Origin of the sequence: Acinetobacter septicus (assembly GCF_019355975.1) — a bacterium.
Lineage (GTDB): Bacteria > Pseudomonadota > Gammaproteobacteria > Pseudomonadales > Moraxellaceae > Acinetobacter > Acinetobacter ursingii.
The window spans coordinates 1,591,749-1,611,300 of the sequence record NZ_CP079898.1; the positions used below are offsets into that span (position 1 = coordinate 1,591,749).

At 42.0% G+C, this 19,552-nt stretch carries 16 protein-coding genes; 6 read left to right on the plus strand and 10 right to left on the minus strand.

Translation table 11 applies throughout. The annotated features are described in order from the left end of the window. Positions 1 to 44: 44 nt before the first annotated feature. From I6L31_RS07575 to pilG, 3 genes are read right to left on the minus strand one after another with little or no spacing between them, the layout of a single operon-like run. Positions 45 to 581, minus strand: a complete 537-nt coding sequence (locus I6L31_RS07575) for a chemotaxis protein CheW (protein ID WP_004992475.1) — start codon at positions 579 to 581, stop codon at positions 45 to 47. 5 nt (positions 582 to 586) lie between these two features. Then, positions 587 to 955, minus strand: coding sequence for a response regulator (locus I6L31_RS07580; RefSeq protein WP_004992474.1), 369 nt, complete (start codon positions 953 to 955; stop codon positions 587 to 589). Between the two features lie 27 nt (positions 956 to 982). Continuing rightward, positions 983 to 1,366 (minus strand): twitching motility response regulator PilG, encoded by a 384-nt coding sequence (gene pilG / locus I6L31_RS07585; RefSeq protein ID WP_004992473.1) that lies wholly within the window; start codon positions 1,364 to 1,366, stop codon positions 983 to 985. A 305-nt stretch (positions 1,367 to 1,671) separates the two neighbouring features. Here pilG and I6L31_RS07590 point away from each other — a divergent pair, with 305 nt between their 5' ends. From I6L31_RS07590 to I6L31_RS07605, 4 genes are all read left to right on the plus strand, one after another. Next, positions 1,672 to 2,319, plus strand: coding sequence for a hypothetical protein (locus tag I6L31_RS07590; protein ID WP_005002135.1), 648 nt, complete (start codon positions 1,672 to 1,674; stop codon positions 2,317 to 2,319). A gap of 60 nt (positions 2,320 to 2,379) precedes the next feature. After that, positions 2,380 to 3,510 (plus strand): efflux RND transporter periplasmic adaptor subunit, encoded by a 1,131-nt coding sequence (locus I6L31_RS07595; protein WP_005002133.1) that lies wholly within the window; start codon positions 2,380 to 2,382, stop codon positions 3,508 to 3,510. A 28-nt stretch (positions 3,511 to 3,538) separates the two neighbouring features. Then, on the plus strand, positions 3,539 to 6,640 hold the full coding sequence (locus tag I6L31_RS07600) for an efflux RND transporter permease subunit (protein WP_005002132.1): 3,102 nt from the start codon (positions 3,539 to 3,541) through the stop codon (positions 6,638 to 6,640). 104 nt (positions 6,641 to 6,744) lie between these two features. After that, the gene (locus tag I6L31_RS07605) at positions 6,745 to 8,460 is read left to right on the plus strand and encodes a proline--tRNA ligase (protein WP_005002131.1); all 1,716 of its coding nucleotides are present in this window, start codon (positions 6,745 to 6,747) and stop codon (positions 8,458 to 8,460) included. 124 nt (positions 8,461 to 8,584) lie between these two features. Here the strand turns inward: I6L31_RS07605 and I6L31_RS07610 are convergent, their stop codons facing one another. The 5 genes from I6L31_RS07610 to I6L31_RS07630 all read right to left on the minus strand — a co-directional run bounded on the left by I6L31_RS07610 (position 8,585) and on the right by I6L31_RS07630 (position 15,813). Then, positions 8,585 to 9,070 carry a DUF934 domain-containing protein gene (locus I6L31_RS07610; protein WP_004992463.1) on the minus strand — a complete coding sequence of 162 codons (486 nt, stop codon included), beginning with the start codon at positions 9,068 to 9,070 and terminating at the stop codon, positions 8,585 to 8,587. Next, complete coding sequence (locus I6L31_RS07615; protein ID WP_004992461.1) at positions 9,063 to 10,706, minus strand: nitrite/sulfite reductase; 1,644 nt, start codon at positions 10,704 to 10,706, stop codon at positions 9,063 to 9,065. The genes I6L31_RS07610 and I6L31_RS07615 overlap by 8 nt, the downstream gene beginning before the upstream one ends. Positions 10,707 to 10,886: 180 nt before the next feature. Next, positions 10,887 to 13,292 (minus strand): glucose/quinate/shikimate family membrane-bound PQQ-dependent dehydrogenase, encoded by a 2,406-nt coding sequence (locus tag I6L31_RS07620; protein WP_005002128.1) that lies wholly within the window; start codon positions 13,290 to 13,292, stop codon positions 10,887 to 10,889. Positions 13,293 to 13,329: 37 nt separating this feature from the next. After that, positions 13,330 to 14,571, minus strand: coding sequence for a carbohydrate porin (locus tag I6L31_RS07625; protein ID WP_005002126.1), 1,242 nt, complete (start codon positions 14,569 to 14,571; stop codon positions 13,330 to 13,332). A 123-nt stretch (positions 14,572 to 14,694) separates the two neighbouring features. After that, positions 14,695 to 15,813, minus strand: coding sequence for a CaiB/BaiF CoA transferase family protein (locus I6L31_RS07630; RefSeq protein WP_005002124.1), 1,119 nt, complete (start codon positions 15,811 to 15,813; stop codon positions 14,695 to 14,697). 211 nt (positions 15,814 to 16,024) lie between these two features. Here I6L31_RS07630 and I6L31_RS07635 point away from each other — a divergent pair, with 211 nt between their 5' ends. Further along, positions 16,025 to 17,035 carry an AraC family transcriptional regulator gene (locus tag I6L31_RS07635; protein ID WP_004992456.1) on the plus strand — a complete coding sequence of 337 codons (1,011 nt, stop codon included), beginning with the start codon at positions 16,025 to 16,027 and terminating at the stop codon, positions 17,033 to 17,035. A 31-nt stretch (positions 17,036 to 17,066) separates the two neighbouring features. Here the strand turns inward: I6L31_RS07635 and I6L31_RS07640 are convergent, their stop codons facing one another. Together I6L31_RS07640 and I6L31_RS07645 are read right to left on the minus strand one after the other, a co-directional pair. After that, positions 17,067 to 17,513 (minus strand): NUDIX hydrolase, encoded by a 447-nt coding sequence (locus tag I6L31_RS07640; protein WP_004992454.1) that lies wholly within the window; start codon positions 17,511 to 17,513, stop codon positions 17,067 to 17,069. Continuing rightward, positions 17,513 to 18,091, minus strand: coding sequence for an AAA family ATPase (locus tag I6L31_RS07645; RefSeq protein ID WP_004992450.1), 579 nt, complete (start codon positions 18,089 to 18,091; stop codon positions 17,513 to 17,515). Before I6L31_RS07645 ends, I6L31_RS07640 begins: the two co-directional genes overlap by 1 nt. A 146-nt stretch (positions 18,092 to 18,237) precedes the next feature. Between I6L31_RS07645 and I6L31_RS07650 the strand changes: the two genes are divergently transcribed. After that, positions 18,238 to 19,443, plus strand: coding sequence for an acetyl-CoA C-acetyltransferase (locus I6L31_RS07650; protein WP_004992447.1), 1,206 nt, complete (start codon positions 18,238 to 18,240; stop codon positions 19,441 to 19,443). Positions 19,444 to 19,552 lie beyond the last annotated feature (109 nt).

Here is a 19,552-nt window from a genome sequence, read left to right on the forward strand (position 1 = left end):
GCTTCTCCCCTGAATACGCGTGATTTACTTAATTGCGTACGAATTTAATTTATAAATTTTGCTGAAGCATTCATATATTGTGGATTTTTCAGCAGCTGACTAAATAAAAAGACATGCCAACGTTGGTTATGCTGATAGAAATAACCTTGACAATAATCTTTTAATTTTTGATCCAGCTCATCACTTTTAGAAAAAAAGCTGTGCTTATTAAAGTGCTGAATACCCAAAACCTGATCTACAACTAAACCGACATAGTGGTCATTATGACTAATACATAACACTTTTTGGCTAGGCGAAAATGGAGCACGTTGCCCAGAGACAAAATGTGTTAAATCAGAAACTGAGAGTAGTCTTCCCCGAATATTCGCCAGCCCGCGCACCCAAGCTTGGGCATTTGGAACTGGGGTATATTTAGGAGGGTAAATGACTTCCATCACCTCCCCCAGAGGCGCAACAAAATATTGCCCCATCATCTCAAAGGCTATACCTGACCACCGGTTGACTTCATTTTGGTTAGAAGCGTAGCTTCGATTGCCACGTTTTGCCAATCGAAGCAATTCGATAAATCCATTAGCAGCCATGATGACTATTCCAGATTAAGGTGTTGTTTAATCACGTCTATAAGTTGGCTTTCTTCAATCGGTTTGGTCAGATAGTCACGTGCACCCTGACGTTTCCCCCAGACACGATCTGTTGCCTGATCTTTAGTACTCACGATCACCACTGGAATATGCTTGGTATTTTCACCGCGACTAATTTCACGAGTCGCCTGAAAACCGTTGACCCCTGGCATTACGACATCCATCAACACCAAATCAGGCTGTTCAGCCTGTGCCATGGTCACCCCATCAGCGCCATTAGATGCTTCAATCACCTCAAAACCGTGTTTTGTTAATATTTCTCTAAAACGAAATGTTTCGGTTGGTGAATCATCTACAATTAAAATACGTGCCATTTTATGTCCCCAACACTTTTCTTTAATTTATGTATTTACGTGATTTCGAATAGCGTTTAATAATTCATCTTTACTAAAAGGCTTGGTCAAATATTCATCTGAACCGACAATACGACCTTTGGCCTGATCAAATAAACCATCTTTACTCGATAGCATAATCACCGGAATATTTTGATAACTCTGTGAATTTTTGATCAATGCACAGGTCTGATAACCATCTAAACGCGGCATCATGATATCTACAAAAACGATATCAGGATTCGCTTCAGCTATTTTTGAGAGCGCCTCAAAGCCATCTACAGCAGTAATCACCTCACATCCTTCGCGTTGTAGTAAGGTTTCGGCGGTTCGGCGAATGGTTTTTGAATCATCAATTACCATGACTTTAAGATTTTGAAATTTGTCTTCCATTTAATGATCCTTTCCCCATTTATTCATTACTAACAATAACTGAAACTGATTATAGCCGATGATTGGGGCTTTCATTGTTTTTACAGATTATGACCTTTTTTAACATATTATTACTTGCGTTTTCAATGAAGGTTTTCTCAAGCTAAAACACATTTTTTCTAAATATCACCAAACCAATCACATTTTAAAAGGACTTATGATTTTTTTTTGAGTTATTCCTATTTTTAATTGGATAAATTACAACTAATATAACCTTATTAATATTTAAAAATAAGTAATTTAGTCAAGTTTATTTGGGGAAAGTCATGAATAGTCGAGTGACTCGTCGAAAGCTTCTGGAAGTATCCAAACAGATGACTCGTCATTTCATTATTGTATGTGGTCTATTGTTATGGATGCCTTTGCTTTATGCGGTCAATCCACAACCACATGCTGTATGGTATCGATATTACGATCAAAAAGGTATTGCCAATATTAGTAGTTCTGTAACACCTGCACACATCCGTTATGGTTATGAGGCTTTGGATAGCAATATGCAGGTGATTCGTCGCAATCGACCGTATAATGCAGAAGCCGATTTGCGTCAGTCCACTCAACGTGAGGCACAAGCGCGGCAGCGTGAGCAAGATTTAAAACTTAAACGTGCTTATGGCAATGTTGCTATTGCGACCGAAAAACAAAATCAGGCTTTGTCTGGGATCAAGAAGCAAATCAAATCACAACAAGATCAATTGAGACAATTGCAAAGCGATCGTATTTTGTTTAAACGTCAGGAAATGGAATACCTACGCAAGGGCGAGAGTAGTATCCCGCAACGTCTAAAAGATCAGCTCAATCAAAACGACCAGAATATGACCAGTCTTAAAAAAAATATCTCTAGTTTGCAAAATAACTACCGAACAACACAGGAACATTATTCCAACATTATTGAACGCTTAAAAACGCTGGAATAACCGTTATAATCCTGACACTAAATAAAACCATGAATGTCATTAACTTGAGGATGATTAGGCATGCACAAAGTGTCAGGCACTGCATTTTATATTACTGTACTGTGTTTAAGCTCTAGCTTTGTTCTCTCTGCCTGTCATCGTTCTAGCACAGAATCGTCACAAGCCAATCAAACTGAGAACATTGAGATGATCCAGCAAGATCTGGTTCAGGTCTCAACAGGTGCGCTGGAACGTAAAACTGCGTTCACGGGTACGATTCGTGCTATTCAACAAAGCTCCATTCAGTCACAAGTTTCCGCAACAGCCACGCAGGTCAATGCCGATGTCGGACAGCAGGTGACAAAAAATCAGGTTTTAGTGCGTTTAAATAATCAGGATAATGCTGCTCGTTTAGCACAAGCGCAGGCTAATCTGGCATCTGCTCAGGCTCAAGCTGAACTATCACGCAATCTGATGCAACGTAAAAAAAGACTTTTGGATCAGGGTTTTATTTCACGAGTTGAATATGAACAAAGTCAAGTTGACTATAAAGCCCAACTTGAAACAGTAAACGCTCAAAAAGCCAATTTAGACATTGCGCATAAAGCTGATCTGGATGGCATTATTCGCAGTCCGCTGACTGGTGTAATAACCAAACGAGAGGTTGAGCCTGGTCAAACGGTAACTTCAGGACAAACTTTATTTGAAATTGTGAATCCTGAACAATTGGAAATTCAGGCCAAACTACCGCTTGAACAACAATCTGCACTGCGTATTGGCCAAAAAATTCAATACACGATTCAGGGTAATTCAACACAATTCAATGCCATTCTGACTCGTATTTCACCTGTAGCAGATCAAGTCAGCCGTCAAATTGAATTCTTTGCTCGACCGATTGAAAGCATCAACTCACTCAGTATTGGTGCTTTTGTCGAAGGTGTTATTTTAAATCAAGATCAAGTGCAGGGACAGATTATCCCATTGGACAGTATCCAAAGTCTGGATCACTCACCTTATGTGTGGGTCGTTCGTCAACAAAAACTGCGTAAAATCAATATTCAGGTTGTGGAAAAACGTTTTGCCGAAAACAAAGCGGTGGTTACAGGTTTGCAAAATCATGATGCTGTCAGCCGAATTCAATTTGATAATTCCGATGAAAATAAATCAGTGGTATTTTCTAGCCCAGATCAACCCGCAGTAAACAACAAATAAAAGAACGATTTTTTAGGACTCAATAGCGATGTGGTTTACCCGAATTAGTGTCAAATATCCTGTGTTTACCATCATGATGATGTTCTGTCTGATGGTATTGGGATTGGCATCATGGCAACGTATGGGGGTAGAAGAATTTCCTGATGTCGACTTTCCATTTGTCGTGGTCTATACCAATTATCCAGGTGCGTCCCCTGAAGCGGTTGAATCTGAAATTACAAAAAAACTGGAAGATCAGATCAATACAATTTCAGGTTTAAAACAGATTACTTCGCAGTCCAGTGAAGGACTGTCGATGATTATTGCCGAATTTAATCTGGATGTCCCTTCCAGTGTCGCTGCGCAAGACGTTCGCGATAAAATTGCTGTCGTTAAATCCAACTTTCGTGATGAAATCGAAGACCCAGTCGTTGAACGCTATGACCCTGCCAGTAATGCGATTATGTCAGTGGTGTTTGAATCAGGTTCGATGTCTTTGCGTGATTTTAGTTCTTATCTGGATCAGCGAATTTTACCGCAACTTAGAACGGTTCCCGGCGTAGGCACAGTCAATCTACTGGGAGATGCCCAGCGTCAGATCCGTATCGAGATCAATCCCCAACAACTACAAAGCTATGGCATTGGGATTGATCAGGTCATTAACACTTTAAAAAATGAAAATGTTGAAATTCCAGGCGGTACACTCAAACAACCTGACTCTGAGCTCGTGATCGAGATCCAATCCAAAGTGATCTATCCACATGGCTTTGGTGATTTGGTTGTTGCCAATAAAAATGGTACGCCGATTTATTTAAAACAAATCGCCAAAGTTGAAGATACTCAAGCTGACCTAGAAACAGGGGCTTATTTAAATGGTAAGGCTGCTGTTGCAGTTGATATTTTGCGGAGCTCCGATGCCAATGTAATTCAGGTGGTGGATAACACCTATAAAGTGCTGGAGAAAATTAAAACCCAACTTCCTCAAGGCGCCAGTTTAAATGTCGTGGTTGATAGCTCCAAAGGGATTCGCGCCTCCATTAAAGATGTTGCGCGTACCATTATTGAAGGTGCATTACTGGCTGTGCTGATTGTTTTGCTGTTTTTAGGCTCTTTTCGCTCCACCATCATTACCGGTTTAACTCTTCCGATTGCCCTACTTGGAACTTTAACTTTTATCTGGGCGTTTGGATTTAGCATCAACATGATGACATTACTGGCATTGTCATTATGTATTGGCTTGCTGATTGACGATGCCATCGTTGTGCGCGAAAACATCGTGCGTCATGCAGAAATGGGCAAAGATCATGTGACTGCCGCCTTAGATGGAACGAAGGAAATTGGGCTGGCTGTTTTGGCAACCACACTGACCATTGTCGCGGTGTTTTTACCTGTGGCTTTTATGGGGGGCATTATTGGGCGTTTTTTCTATCAATTTGGGGTAACGGTCAGTACGGCTGTTCTCATCTCGATGTTTGTTAGTTTTACCCTTGACCCGATGCTATCAGCCCATTGGCAAAAGAAAAAAACCAATAAGCCACCCAGTCGAATGAAACGTTTTTTCCAATGGATTTCTCAAAAGCTCGACAACTTAAGTCATGTCTATGAGCATTTGCTCAAACTTGCCTTACGATTTCGTTTTATCACGATTTTAATTGCAATTGCATCGTTAATTGGGGCATTAGGCTTATCCAAACTTATTGGAACCGAATTTGTACCCACACCCGATAAAGGCGAGATTCGCATTAAATTTGAAACTCCAGTGGATGCCTCCTTGCAATATACTCAGGCTAAACTGAATCAGGTCAATCAAATCATTCGTCAACATCCACAAGTCAAATCAACTTATGGCGTGGTCAACGGCATTACAGATCGTGGTAAAAACCATGCCAGCCTGAGGGTCACGGTAACTCCTAGAAATGAACGTAGCCAGACGCTGACCGAATTAAATAATGAATTTCGTGAACGTTTAAAACGGGTCGCTGGAATCACGGTTACCTCTGTCGCATCGGCAGATGAAACCGTATCTGGTGGACAAAAGCCCATTATGATCTCCATCAAAGGCCCTGATTTAGATGAGCTACAACATATTTCAGATCGTTTTATGGCTGAAATGGGAAAAATAAAAGGTGTAGTCGATCTTGAAAGCTCACTCAAAGAACCAAAACCAACTTTGTCAATTCAGATTCATCGAGTATTGGCCAGTGATCTTGGGCTTTCTGTCAATCAAATCGCCAATACGATTCGACCATTGATCGCAGGAGATGATGTCACCACATGGCAAGATGAACGTGGTGAAACCTACGATGTCAATTTGCGTCTAGCTGAACATAGTCGTGCCTTAGCAAGCGATTTGGAAAATCTTTACCTCACCTCGTCTAAAACCGATGCTAATGGACAACCGATTTTGGTGCCTTTTGCAACCGTCGCAAAATTTGAGCAGACCTTAGGGGCATCGCAAATCAATCGTCGTGATCTGGCACGTGAGGTGCTGGTGGAAGCCAATACCTCTGGTCGCCCTGCGGGTGATATTGGCAAGGACATTGATCAATTACAGAAGAACTTTAAACTGCCTGCTGGATATAGTTTTGATACTCAAGGTGCCAATGCCGATATGGCTGAATCGGCGGGTTATGCACTGACTGCCATTACCCTGTCAATTGTATTTATTTATATTGTTTTAGGTTCACAATTTAATAGCTTTATCCACCCTGCCGCGATTATGGCATCCTTGCCTTTGTCTTTAATTGGGGTATTTCTGGCGTTATTTTTATTTCAAAGTACCATGAATTTGTTTTCGATTATTGGCATCATCATGCTGATGGGACTGGTCACCAAAAATGCCATTCTGTTAATTGATTTTATTAAAAAGGCCATGGATCGCGGCGAAACCCGTTATGATGCGATAATTCAGGCAGGTAAAACCCGTTTGCGCCCTATTTTGATGACCACCAGTGCGATGGTGATGGGCATGATTCCATTGGCTTTAGGGCTAGGCGAAGGCGGCGAACAAAGTGCGCCGATGGCACACGCGGTGATTGGTGGCGTGATCACGTCTACCCTACTGACTCTGGTGGTGGTGCCTGTGATTTTTACCTATTTGGACGATTTGAAAAATTTCTTGTTGCGCCAAACCCGTAAATTAATGTCATAATCTGGGCTTTGTTGAATGAGGTGAAATATTCATCTCATTTTTTATCGTATAATCTTGTGTTTTTATCGTGCTCTGTTAAAGAGCCCACTTTTAGGACAGTTTCCATGCGCGCAAGCCGCTTTTTATTTGCAACGTTAAGAGAAACCCCAAATGATGCAGAAGTGATTTCGCATCAGCTCATGCTTCGAGCCGGGATGATTCGTAAATTGGCTTCAGGTTTATATACTTGGCTGCCGATGGGTGTACGTGTGTTAAATAAAGTTGAAGCGATTGTACGCGAAGAAATGGATCGCTCTGGCGCACTAGAAGTGTTTATGCCCGTAACTCAACCCGCAAGTCTCTGGGAAGAATCAGGCCGTTATGTGCAATATGGCCCAGAGTTGTTACGCTTTAAAGATCGTCATGATAATCCGTTTGTGCTTGGCCCAACCCATGAAGAAGTGATTACCGATCTGGCACGTAACGAACTGAAAAGTTATAAGCAATTACCTGTTAATTTCTATCAGATTCAAACCAAATTCCGTGATGAAATCCGTCCACGTTTTGGGGTGATGCGCTCACGTGAATTTATTATGAAAGATGCCTACTCTTTCCATGTGGATCAAGCATCTTTACAAGAAACTTATGACAATATGTATGACACCTATTGCCGTATTTTCACACGTTTGGGACTCAATTTCCGTCCTGTACAAGCCGACACAGGTTCAATTGGTGGTTCGGGCTCACATGAATTTCATGTACTAGCAGACAGTGGCGAAGACGATATCGTATTTTCGACTGAATCCGATTACGCCGCTAATGTTGAAAAAGCTGAAGCGGTACTCGTCGGTGAACGCGCTGCACCAACACAAGCCTTGACAATTGTAAACACGCCAAATCAGAAAACTATTGCTGATGTCTGCGCATTTTTAAAGGCAGATGCTAAACAGTCGGTTAAAGCCTTACTGGTACAGGGCAATGCTGATGAAAAAGGCAACATCCCTGTGATTGCGCTATTTTTGCGTGGTGATCATGAGCTGAATGAGATTAAGGCAGAGCACCATCCTTTAATTGCAGCACCTTTAACTTTTGCCACTGAAACGCAACTCCAAGAGCTCGGCTTAACTGCGGGCTACGTTGGCCCTCAAGGCTTAGTTGAAAAAGGCGTGACTGTGATTGTAGATCGCGCTGCATCTGTATTATCAGACTTTATTGCAGGCGCAAATGAAACTGATAAACATGCCACAGGTGTGAACTGGCAACGCGATGCACAGTTCAGCGAAGTTTATGATCTGCGTAATGTGGTCGATGGTGATCCATCTCCAGATGGTAAAGGTGTATTGCAGATTAAACGTGGTATCGAAGTTGGACATATTTTCCAACTTGGACAAAAGTATTCTGAAGCGCTGAACTGTACCGTTTTGGGTGATGATGGAAAACCACTTACTGTCACTATGGGCTGTTATGGCATTGGGGTGACACGTGTTGTCGCATCTGCCATTGAACAAAACTATGATGACAAAGGCATCATCTGGCCTTCTGCGATTGCACCGTTTGAAATCGCAATTGTTCCGATGAATGCACATAAATCACCCAAAACACTGGAAGCCGCAGAAGCACTTTATGCCGAATTACAGGCTCAAGGCTATGATGTCCTTCTGGACGATCGTAATGAACGCCCGGGCGTGAAATTCTCTGACCTTGAATTAACAGGTATTCCGCATCGTATTGTGATTGGTGAAAAAGGTTTGGACGCTGGAACCTTTGAATATAAAGGACGTACCGATGCAGAATCGATCAACCTCAGTAAAGAAGAATTACTGGCGAAGTTAAAAGCGTAATCTTCACCAGTAAAAAACTAACCGTATTCTTTTGAGAATACGGTTTTTTTATTACCTCAAAAATAGCCCAAACAAAAAAAGCCAAACCGAAGTTTAGCTTTTCCATCAAATCCTACCGATTTAATTATGCGCCAGTTTGATATTCCGCTTGTACCACCGCAGTTGAAGCCTGATACGGATGTTTAAAATCATTTAAACCTGCCGCAGCCTCATGAATATCCTTACCTTCTTTCACCACAAAACTATCAAAGCCAGAGCGCTTTAAATAATTCAGGACATCTTTAAAAATGTCACCTACCGCACGCAATTCGCCTTGATAACCTTGACGGCGTAACAGCGCAGCAAAGGAATAACCACGACCGTCATTAAAACCGGCAAACTCGATAAAAATGGTATCAAAATCATTGAGCGGAAATTCGTGTGTTTCAGGAGAATCATCTACAGTGATATACAGCGCTTTTTTGCCCTGAATATTCGCCAGTTGATCGAGTTGCGCTGTGGTCACAACGACATCACCTTGAGGAACAATCCCATCTTCAGCGATCAGTTGATAGGTATTATCTACGATCGTGCCATCTTTAAGCAGCACCTGTAAGGCTGGATTAAGCATATGCACGCTCCTTAAATGGTTGAATGCCGACACGACGATACGTATCAATAAAGCGTTCTTCGCCAGTACGTAAATCGAGATAGGTATTCAAAATTTCTTCGATTACATCAGGAATAACATCCGCAGCAAATGATGGCCCTAAAATGTCACCAATTGAAGCATCATGATCTGAGTTTCCACCTAACGTGATTTGATAGAATTCAGCACCTTTTTTATCGACACCCAAAATGCCGATATTCCCCACGTGATGATGACCGCAGGCATTCATACAACCCGAGATATTTAAATCCAGTTGACCCAGATTATAAATGGTATCTAAATCTTCAAAACGGCGGGTAATCGCTTCTGAAATTGGAATCGATTTCGCATTTGCCAATGAACAGAAATCACCACCCGGGCAGCAAATAATATCAGTCAAGAAACCAATATGCGCGCGCGCCATGTCATTCTGCTCAAGCGTTTGCCACAATTCAAACAAGTCTTTTTGTGGCACATCGGCCAAAGAAATGTTTTGTTCATGTGTGGTGCGCAGTTCACCAAAGGTGTATTTGTCTGCCAAATCGGCAATCAAATTCATCTCTGCGGTGGTCATATCACCCGGCGCAACCCCAGCACGTTTTAGATTAATGGTGACAATACGATAACCTTTAACCTTATGGGCATTGGTATTGACATTAAACCATTGTTTAAATTTAGGATGCTCAGCAAATAAGGCTGTAAAATCCTGATCTTCAAAGTTTTGATAGTCAAACGGTGTGAATACCTCATCCAGTTTTTTCAAGGTTTCTGGCTGGATTTTTAGAGGCTCACGCGTATGTGCAAATTCTGCTTCAACTTTTTCAGCAAACACTTCTGGAGTTAAAGCCTTCACCAAAATCTTGATGCGTGCTTTATATTTATTATCACGGCGACCATGCAAGTTATACACACGCAATACCGCTTCCAAATACGCAATGAGATCTTCACGTGGTAAAAATTCACGAATAAAGCTGCCGATTACTGGGGTACGACCTAAACCACCACCAACTTTGATTTTATAACCAATTTCGCCTGAATCATTTTTAACGATATAGACACCAATATCATGAAACGAGGTTGCCGCGCGGTCTTTTTCTTCCAATGCAGACACTGCAATTTTGAATTTACGTGGCAAGAATGCAAACTCAGGATGGAAAGTACTCCACTGACGGATCAATTCACAAGTCGGACGTGGATCAGCAATTTCTCCCGCGACCACACCTGCATATTGGTCAGTAGTGGTGTTACGAATACAGTTCCCACTGGTTTGAATGGCATGCATTTGTACAGTAGCCAGTTCAGCCAGAATAGCAGGTACATCTTCTAGCGCAGGCCAGTTCAATTGAATATTCTGACGTGTTGAAACGTGCGCGTAACCACGGTCATATTCCGTCGAAATCTCGGCAATTTTACGTAATTGTTTTGAGTTCATTAAGCCATACGGCACAGCAATACGGAGCATTGGCGCGTAACGTTGTACATAAAGACCGTTTTGCAGACGCAATGGACGGTATTCATCTTCAGTAAGCTTTCCAGCAAGATAGCGTTCTGTTTGATCGCGGAACTGAGCAACACGTTCATTGACCAGTTGTTGATCGAAATCAGTATATAAATACATGGCGTATGGCTAGTAGATTCATGGTAAAGGCGGATAGCATAACGAGCTTTGATTCATCAACAAAATGCTTTTTTTGGATATTTAATAACGATTTTATTGATAAGACATTTTATGAGTTGATTTCAATGAAAAAGCCCAGATTCAATCTGAGCTTTTTCATTTATTTAACCATGTTGATCGTTATTTGGCATCAGGTAAAGCATAGGCCACTAGATAGTCGCCCATCTTGGTGCCAAATGAACCATGACCACCCGCCATAATCACCACATATTGTTTACCATTGATCTCATAAGTCATGGGTGTTGCCTGTCCGCCTGCTGGCAAACGTGCTTCCCAGAGTTTCTTACCATTACTCACATTAAATGCACGTAAATAGTTATCCTGAGTTGCGCCCACAAACATGACATTTCCTGCTGTGGAAATAGAACCACCTAGACCCGGTACACCAATTTTAACTGCTGGTAACTGGAACAGATTTGGCAAGCTGTCACGAATCGTTCCAATCCGTTTTTTCCATACGACTTGATGGGTGTTTAAATCCACACCCGCCACATAGCCCCAAGCAGGTTGCTTACACGGCAAACCAATTGGAGAAAGGAACGCACTAATTTCAACACCATATGGAACACCATACATTGGTTGAACACCTTGCTCCGTTCCCGCACCTTTGGCTGTTTCTGCACGGCTTGGATCTTCTGGGATTAGACGACTCACAAATGGCAAGCCAATTGGATTCATGACCGCAACCTGACGGTCAGGGTTCACCGAAATACCGCCCCATTCAAACACGCCAAGATTACCCGGGAAAACCAACGTACCATTTTCAGAGGGTGGTGTATAAATACCATCATAATTTAAGCGTTTAAATTGAATACGGCAGACCAGTTGATCAAACATGGTACCACCCCACATATCTTTATCTGTGAGCTTGTTTTGTGGTGCTAAATCTAGATCAGAGAAAGGCTGTGTAGCCGAATAATGTTCGCCTTTGGTTTGAGGGCCACGTTTTACGGTTTGTGGTACAGGACGTTCAGTAATTGGCACAATCGCCTTACCATCACGGCGATCCAGTACAAAGACATTCCCTGTTTTGGTGGTGACATAGACCGCAGGCACCATTTGACCTGATTTATCTTTTACATCAGCCAATGTCGGTTGTGATGGTACGTCCATATCCCACAAATCATGATGTGTGGTTTGGAAATGCCAAATTAATTTTCCAGTCGAAGCATTTATGGCCAATACAGAGTTGGCATAACGCTCTTTCAGCGCAGTACGATCACCACCCCAGATATCAGGCGTACCTACACCTGTTGGCACAAAAACCACATCTGCTTTGGCATCATAAGCAAGCGGTGCCCATGCATTTGGAGAGTTATGTACAAAAGTCTGACCCGGTGCAGGAATTGCATTTGGATCTTCTGCACCTGTATCAAATACCCAAAGCAGTTTGCCTGTATTGACATCATAACCACGAATTACGCCAGACGGCTCTTTACTTGAGTAGTTATCGGTGACAGAACCCGCAATCACAATTGTTGTTCCTGTGACAACTGGTGGAGAAGTTGGGTTATAACCCCCTGGATAGGCATAAGGCATATCTTTTTGAAGATCAACCTGACCATTCGTACCGAAGTCAGAACATGCTTTGCCCGTGTCTGCATTGACAGCAACCAAACGACCATCATTGACTGGTAAAATGATCTTACGTGGACATTCCGTTGAACTCGATGTTTTGTTTTGCAAACTGGTCGCAAAACCATCGGTATTGGCTGCATCAAAATAAGAAACACCACGACAGGTTAAATGCTGATAAGTTTTATCTGCTTTTAGTTTTGGATCAAAGCGCCATTTTTCTTTACCTGTTGCAGGATCTAAAGCAATCAACCATTGATGTGTGGTACACATATACATGTCATTGCCAATTTTGATTGGCGTGACCTGATTGGTCGTTTCTCCAGAGTCATTGCCACTTTTTAAATCGCCAGTACGGAATGTCCAAGCAACTTTTAAATCTTTAATATTTTGTTCATTAATTTGATTGAGGGGTGAATAACGAACACCTGCTTGGGTACGCCCATAAGCTGGCCAGTCTTGTTCAGCCACACCATCCACTTTTTGAGCAGTTGCAGGTTGTTGATTTTGAATAACCCCATTAATTTCCTGTGGATCATTAAAAATCGAATACACCATCACCGCAATGGCAATGACCAGTGTTGAAGACAATACAATCTTGCTTGGCGCAACATTGACCATACCGCGGGTAATGGCTGGAATAAGCAACCACAACCCGAATAACCCTAAAATATCTAAACGTGGTGCCAGTGCCCAGAAGTCTGTTCCGACTTCCCATATCGCCCAGATAGTTGTACCCAGCATCAGTGCTGCATAGAGCCAGATTGCTGAAACAGAACATTTGCCCAGCAAAATTGCAAAGGCAATAAACAATAGTCCTATTACTACATAATAGAAAGACCCACCTAAAAAGGTAAGCCAGAGACCTCCAGCGAGCAGGACCAGCCCAAATACCATGGCAATAATCACGGTAAAGGTTCTGAGCCCTGAGTGTGAAGATGGTTGAGTCATAATACCACCCTATTCATTTGTGTTTTTTATATAGAAATTAAAACGCTGTTTGCAATTTAATGCCGCCAACCCATGTGTTATCACCATTTTTATAGGCACCTACATGGCGTACGTATTGAATATTTGGACGAATCGTCAGCCAGTTATTCGCATGAATACCGTAATAAAGCTCAGTATTGTATTCTTCATCCTGATCGGTATCTAAATCACCGTTCACTTCAATACGCGCAAAACCAATCGCGACATCATCTTGTGGACGTTGCTCAAATGGCCCTTTATAAACGAGGCCGATATTTTGCATATTTCTAACCGTATTGGTATCCGAATCATGCAGCGTGAGGTTAATAAAACCGCTCAGACCGCGATCTGATTGATCATTCACTCGAGTAAGCTGTTGTTTGGCAACCAACCAGCCACCCTGTTTATGTGAAGTTTGTTGCGGATGATTAATTTCTGCGGCATCCGCAGTACTGTAATAATAGCCCAGACGGTATTCGCCATTGAGTGCTTGTGTACCCCATTTCGGAGACCAAACCACCTCAGCAGGAATAATCGCGCCATGTGAACCATCGGTACTCAGGTTAAAACCTTTACCGCGCTCCAGATTTTCTGGGTTGTATTCATATACCCCAATTTGAGTATATAAATCGGGCTGCCAATTGTATTTAACGCGTAATGCCCACTGACTCACTGGCCAGTTATACCATTGATCGCCGACCCAGTTACCCACTTGCGAACCACATAAAGCAAGGTTTTGAAAATCGCAGTCGAAACTATTAAAGTCTTCGCCCTCACCAAAACGACCGACTTTAATATCCAACGCCTGATCAAAAAATTTCTTTTTAATCCAGAGGTCGGTTAAACGCCAAGTTTGCCCACGTCCCCAGATTTCCTGCGTTGAACTTAAATGTCCATCTAGCGCAGGTGAAGTTTGAGACAGTGAATGTCCATTACGTTCAGTTATGGTGATTTGTGCTTCAGTATCATCCCAACCCGCTATTTTACTTAAGTCAAGATGAGTGCCCAACGAAAACTGATCGGCATATTCTGTACCATGATTCGAGGTTTTTTTTGAATCCAGAACATTTGCCAATTCGCCCGTATAACCAAAACTAAAGTCATATCCTTGTTGCTGTAACTCAGTACGTTTTCCATTCCAGTCACCAAACATCCACGGACTTGATGAATCAAATGCGGATGCAGCGTGCGAGGTTTGAGCAAAAATACTGAGCGATAAAACAGATAAACAAGAAACAACTAAAGATGAATTAATTGTCATGTTTACGTAACCTTTTTATATATTTATGCGATAAAGATTACGATAATTCAAAGCATAACAATTTATTCAAAATGTTAATTATTTGATTAAAATCACTTTTATTGTAGCTATTCGTTTAATTTGTCACCATTTTCCGTCCCCTAAACCCTGTGCAATAAAATCATAGCGTGGTTGTGATCTTGAAAATTTAATCGGGCAAGCCAACTGAGGTTCGGTTTGATCAGTTTGTTCAGATAACGGCACATCGACCACCCAACCTCGCTCAACAGCAAGAGGGGTATGCAATGCTTCTTCTAAACTTAAAACAGGTTCAACACACACATCTAGCGCAGCAAATACATGATGCCAATGCGCATAATCCTGAGTTTTAAATTGATCTGCCAATGCCTGTTTAACCAATTGTCGACCTTCTGGATGAAATGAGGCCCCTTTTTCTAATAAAATGGGTAAATCTAGTGCCGCTGCAAGTCCTGTCATAAATTGTGGTTCAAGACTACCTACCGACATATAGCGTCCATCTTTGGTTAGATAATAGTCATAAAAACTACCGCCATTTAATATCGCCTGCTCAGGTTGCTGCACAACATTTGCTGCCAGACTTGCCGAAGCTGCCATACTATTGAGACCCGCCACACAATCGGTCATGGAAATATCAATATATTGCCCTTGTCCACTTTGACTGCGCTCCACCACAGCCGCCAAAATACCAATCACCGCATGTAACGAACCGCCTGCCACATCGGCAATCTGAATGCCCAAAGGCGGTGGCCCGCTCTGTACCCGCCCACTATGTCCCATAATGCCAGACAAGGCTAAATAGTTAATGTCATGCCCTGCCCGATCTTTATAACTTCCCGTTTGCCCATACCCCGTGATGGAACAATAAATCAGGCGAGGGTTGATCGCCGACAATGTGGCGTAGTCCAGCCCAAGTCGTTGCATGACATCAGGACGAAATTGTTCAACTACAATATCAAATTCTGAAATTTTCGATTTAATCAAATCAATACTGGCAGGATCTTTTAAATCGAGTGCAATCGATTGTTTGTTACGGTTGAGATAGCTATGCGATGTGGCTTGACCATTGGCATAAGGCGGCATAATTCGAACCAGATCAGGCCGACTTGGTGACTCAATATGAATCACTTCTGCCCCCATATCCGCCAGATACATCGTGGCAAAAGGCCCCGGTAACAATGTTGAAAAATCCAGTATTTTCAGTCCGTTTAATGCCGTTGTCATGGTTATTTTCATCCTAAAACTATTGTCTTTTTAGTCATCTTAGGGATATAAAAGAATCAAAACAATGTCATGTTCAGCCATTTACCTTGATCATTTCGGCAATTTAACATGTAAAAAGTGATTTGCTGTTGTTGTAAATCGCCAATTGAACATTTTTTAGAGTCATTTAGGTCAATCAAAAGTGAACATAAAAGAGACTGAAGGATTTAACATGAGTCGCGATACCATTAGTATCCATTTCGTGAATGCGGCTTTGACTGGTGTTAAACGCCTAGGCATGGATGTCGAAACCCTGCTTTCGCATGTTGGGATTGAAGCAGAATTATTACGTCAACCCAAAGCGCGTATTTCGCCAGAACAGTACACTCGTTTTATCAAAATGCTCTGGATGGTCACTCAGGATGAGCATGTTGGCTTTGATGTTCAACCCCGCCGTTTAGGCACTTTTGCCATTATGTGTCAGTTGATTATTCATGCAAAGACATTAGGTGAAGCGCTCGATTTATCTTCTCAATTTTATAAACTTTTTGGTGACGAGTGGTCGGTCACTTTAGAGCGCGATAAACATGAAGCGCGTCTGGTACCGATGATTCCTAAAAGTCTGGATCCTGATCATTTTATTACCGAAAGTATGCTGATGATCTGGCATGGTTTGGCTTCGTGGTTGATTGAACGTCGTTTGCCACTTGAACGGGTTCATTTTGGTTATCCTCGTCCTGCACATGCTGATGAATACGATGCATTATTTTTTGCCCCTGTGATGCAATTTGACATGCCACGCACCGAAATTACGTTTGCGGCAGATTATCTGGATTTACCGATTCGCCAAAATGAGAAAACACTAGAAGAATTTTTAAAAGCTGCACCTGCACAGCTTTTGGTCAAATTTAAAAATACCAATTCTCTGACTTCACGCATCCGTGATGTCCTTAAAAGTCAGATTGGTGAAGAAATGCCAACGCTCAATGATGTGGCATCTATGCTTTATCTTTCTCCGCAAACACTGCGCCGCCGTCTGGCTGCGGAAGGTAAAAGTTATCAAGGTGTCAAAGATGCTTTGCGTCGAGATGCCGCCATTCACTTGTTGCTAAATCCAGATTTGACCCTTGAAGATGTTGCGCAACAGGTTGGATTTAGTGAAACCAGCACCTTCCACCGTGCCTTTAAAAAATGGACTGGGGTTACGCCAGGTTTATATCGTCAATTACACGGTTATCATTAAGGTTTAGCTTTGTAGTTTGTAGATAGACAGTCTAAAGATTAGGCTGTCTATTAGCGAAAAGCCACTGCTCTATTCCTTTTGGATAGACAGGATATTGTTCTGAAACAAGCTGCTGTAACGTCATCCATTGCGCAATATAAGTTGAACCATCGGATTCATAGCCGTTTATTTTAGTCTGGCTATATAATGTGGGATCAACAAATTCTGCTTCATACACAAAAACAACTTCGTGCCCTTGCTGACCATCAAAACTAAATAAATTTTCCAATACGCCTATAAGTTTTGAATGGGTAATTTGTTGATTAATTTCTTCAAGCACTTCTCTTTCTATTGCTTGTAAGGAGGTTTCTCCAAATTCAATACCACCGCCTATCGGTCTTAGATAATGCTCATTTTTGCTGGGATCATACCCAAAAGAAAGCAAAGATTTATTCTCATATCGGAAAATACACAGGGCTTTTGCTTTAATACTAGTCATTACATTACCCCTAGCCGATTTAAGAATTCTTTTGTCTGCTGAGGCGAAGTGAGTCGAATAAATTGGATATGTTGATAATCAGGGTTTTTCATTAAGTTTAAATATTTTTTTCGATTTTTAGGATAGGATTTGATTAACCAAACAAAAATTGATTGTTTAGACAGAATCAATTTTAAATTTTCCCGATTATTTGAATGTTTCCACAATGGTTTTTGATTCACTAAACCTTTTAATGTTCGTCGAGTAAGACGATACAGATTCACCCCAAATGGATAATCCAGCCAAATTACCATATCTGCTTGTTGCATAATCATTGGAATGGTGCGTGTATAAAGGCCATCTAATACCCATCCTGTATCAGCATTCTCGGTTGCTATTTTCAGCTTTAAAAACAAAGCCTCATTTGAAGATTCCTGCCAGTCATCCAACCAAAGTAAATCATCCAATTCGATATAAACAAGATTTAATTGCTTAGAAAGTTGTTTGGCGAGTGTGCTTTTCCCTGAACCTGTTGTGCCAATAATATTAATAAATTTCATATAAATAGATTGTTTTTTATGGCTGCATAGTTTACTCATCAAGCGATGCTTGATCAAGTTTCTATATCAGACAAAGCATTGGCAAAAATCATCATCCACCAGATGACCTTATCGTCATTGTGTTGGGTCTAAAATCCATTACACTCAAAAGCATAAAAATATTTAAGGTTATAAAAGGAAGAATGATGAGCGAGGCTTATATCATCGATGCCATCCGCACGCCACGCGGGAAAGGAAAAAAAGATGGCTCACTCTACGAAGTCAAACCCATTACTTTGGTCACGACCTTGCTTCATGAGCTACAACAGCGTCATCAATTTGATACCTCAAAAGTTGATGATATCGTTTTAGGTTGTGTTACCCCGATTGCAGACCAAGGCGGTGATATTGCTAAAACTGCTGCCATTGCAGCTGGCTGGAATGATGATGTTGCTGGTGTGCAAATCAACCGTTTCTGTGCATCTGGTTTGGAAGCAGTCAATTTGGCAGCACAAAAAGTCCGCTCGGGTTGGGAAGATGTGGTGGTTGCTGGTGGTGTGGAATCCATGTCACGTATCCCGATGGGTTCTGATGGCGGCCCGTGGGCACTTGATCCTGAAACCAACTTAAAATCTTCTTTTGTGCCACAAGGTGTTGGCGCAGACTTGATTGCAACCTTAGATGGTTATAGCCGTGAAGATGTTGATGCTTTTGCCGTCGGCTCACAACAAAAAGCGGCAGCGGCACAGGCTAAAGGTTATTTCGATAAATCTGTCGTGCCTGTTAAAGATCATTCAGGCGTATTGATCTTAGAAAAAGATGAATTCATTCGAGGAAACACCACCGTTGAAGGCTTGGCAAAATTAAATGCCAGCTTTGAAATGATGGGACAAATGGGCTTCGATGCCGTTGCCCTACAAAAGTATCCAGAAGCACAAAAAATCAACCATGTCCATCATGCAGGCAACTCATCAGGTATCGTTGATGGGGCTGCGGTCGTGTTATTGGCTTCTGAAAAAGCCGTTAAAGAACAAGGCTTAAAACCACGTGCCAAAGTATTGGCAACCGCATTGGTCGGTACAGACCCAACCATTATGCTGACAGGCCCTGCCCCTGCAGCACGTAAAGCCTTAGCCAAAGCGGGCTTAACCATTGATGATATTGATCTGTTTGAAGTGAATGAAGCCTTTGCTGCCGTAGTGATGCGTTTTATCAATGAACTCAAGGTTCCAGCCGAAAAAGTCAACGTCAATGGCGGTGCAATTGCAATGGGGCATCCCTTGGGTGCAACAGGCGCAATGATTTTAGGAACCTTGCTGGACGAGTTAGAGCGTCAGGGCAAGAAACGCGGTCTGGCAACCTTATGTGTCGGCGGTGGGATGGGGATTGCCACCATCATTGAGTTGGTATAAAAACTGGCTGCATTGATCTTGCCACGTTGGAAACACTGTCAAAAATGCTCATTTACACATCGTAAACTGCGCTTTTTTCAAATATTTCCGCCTCGCAAGCTCTGCTTCG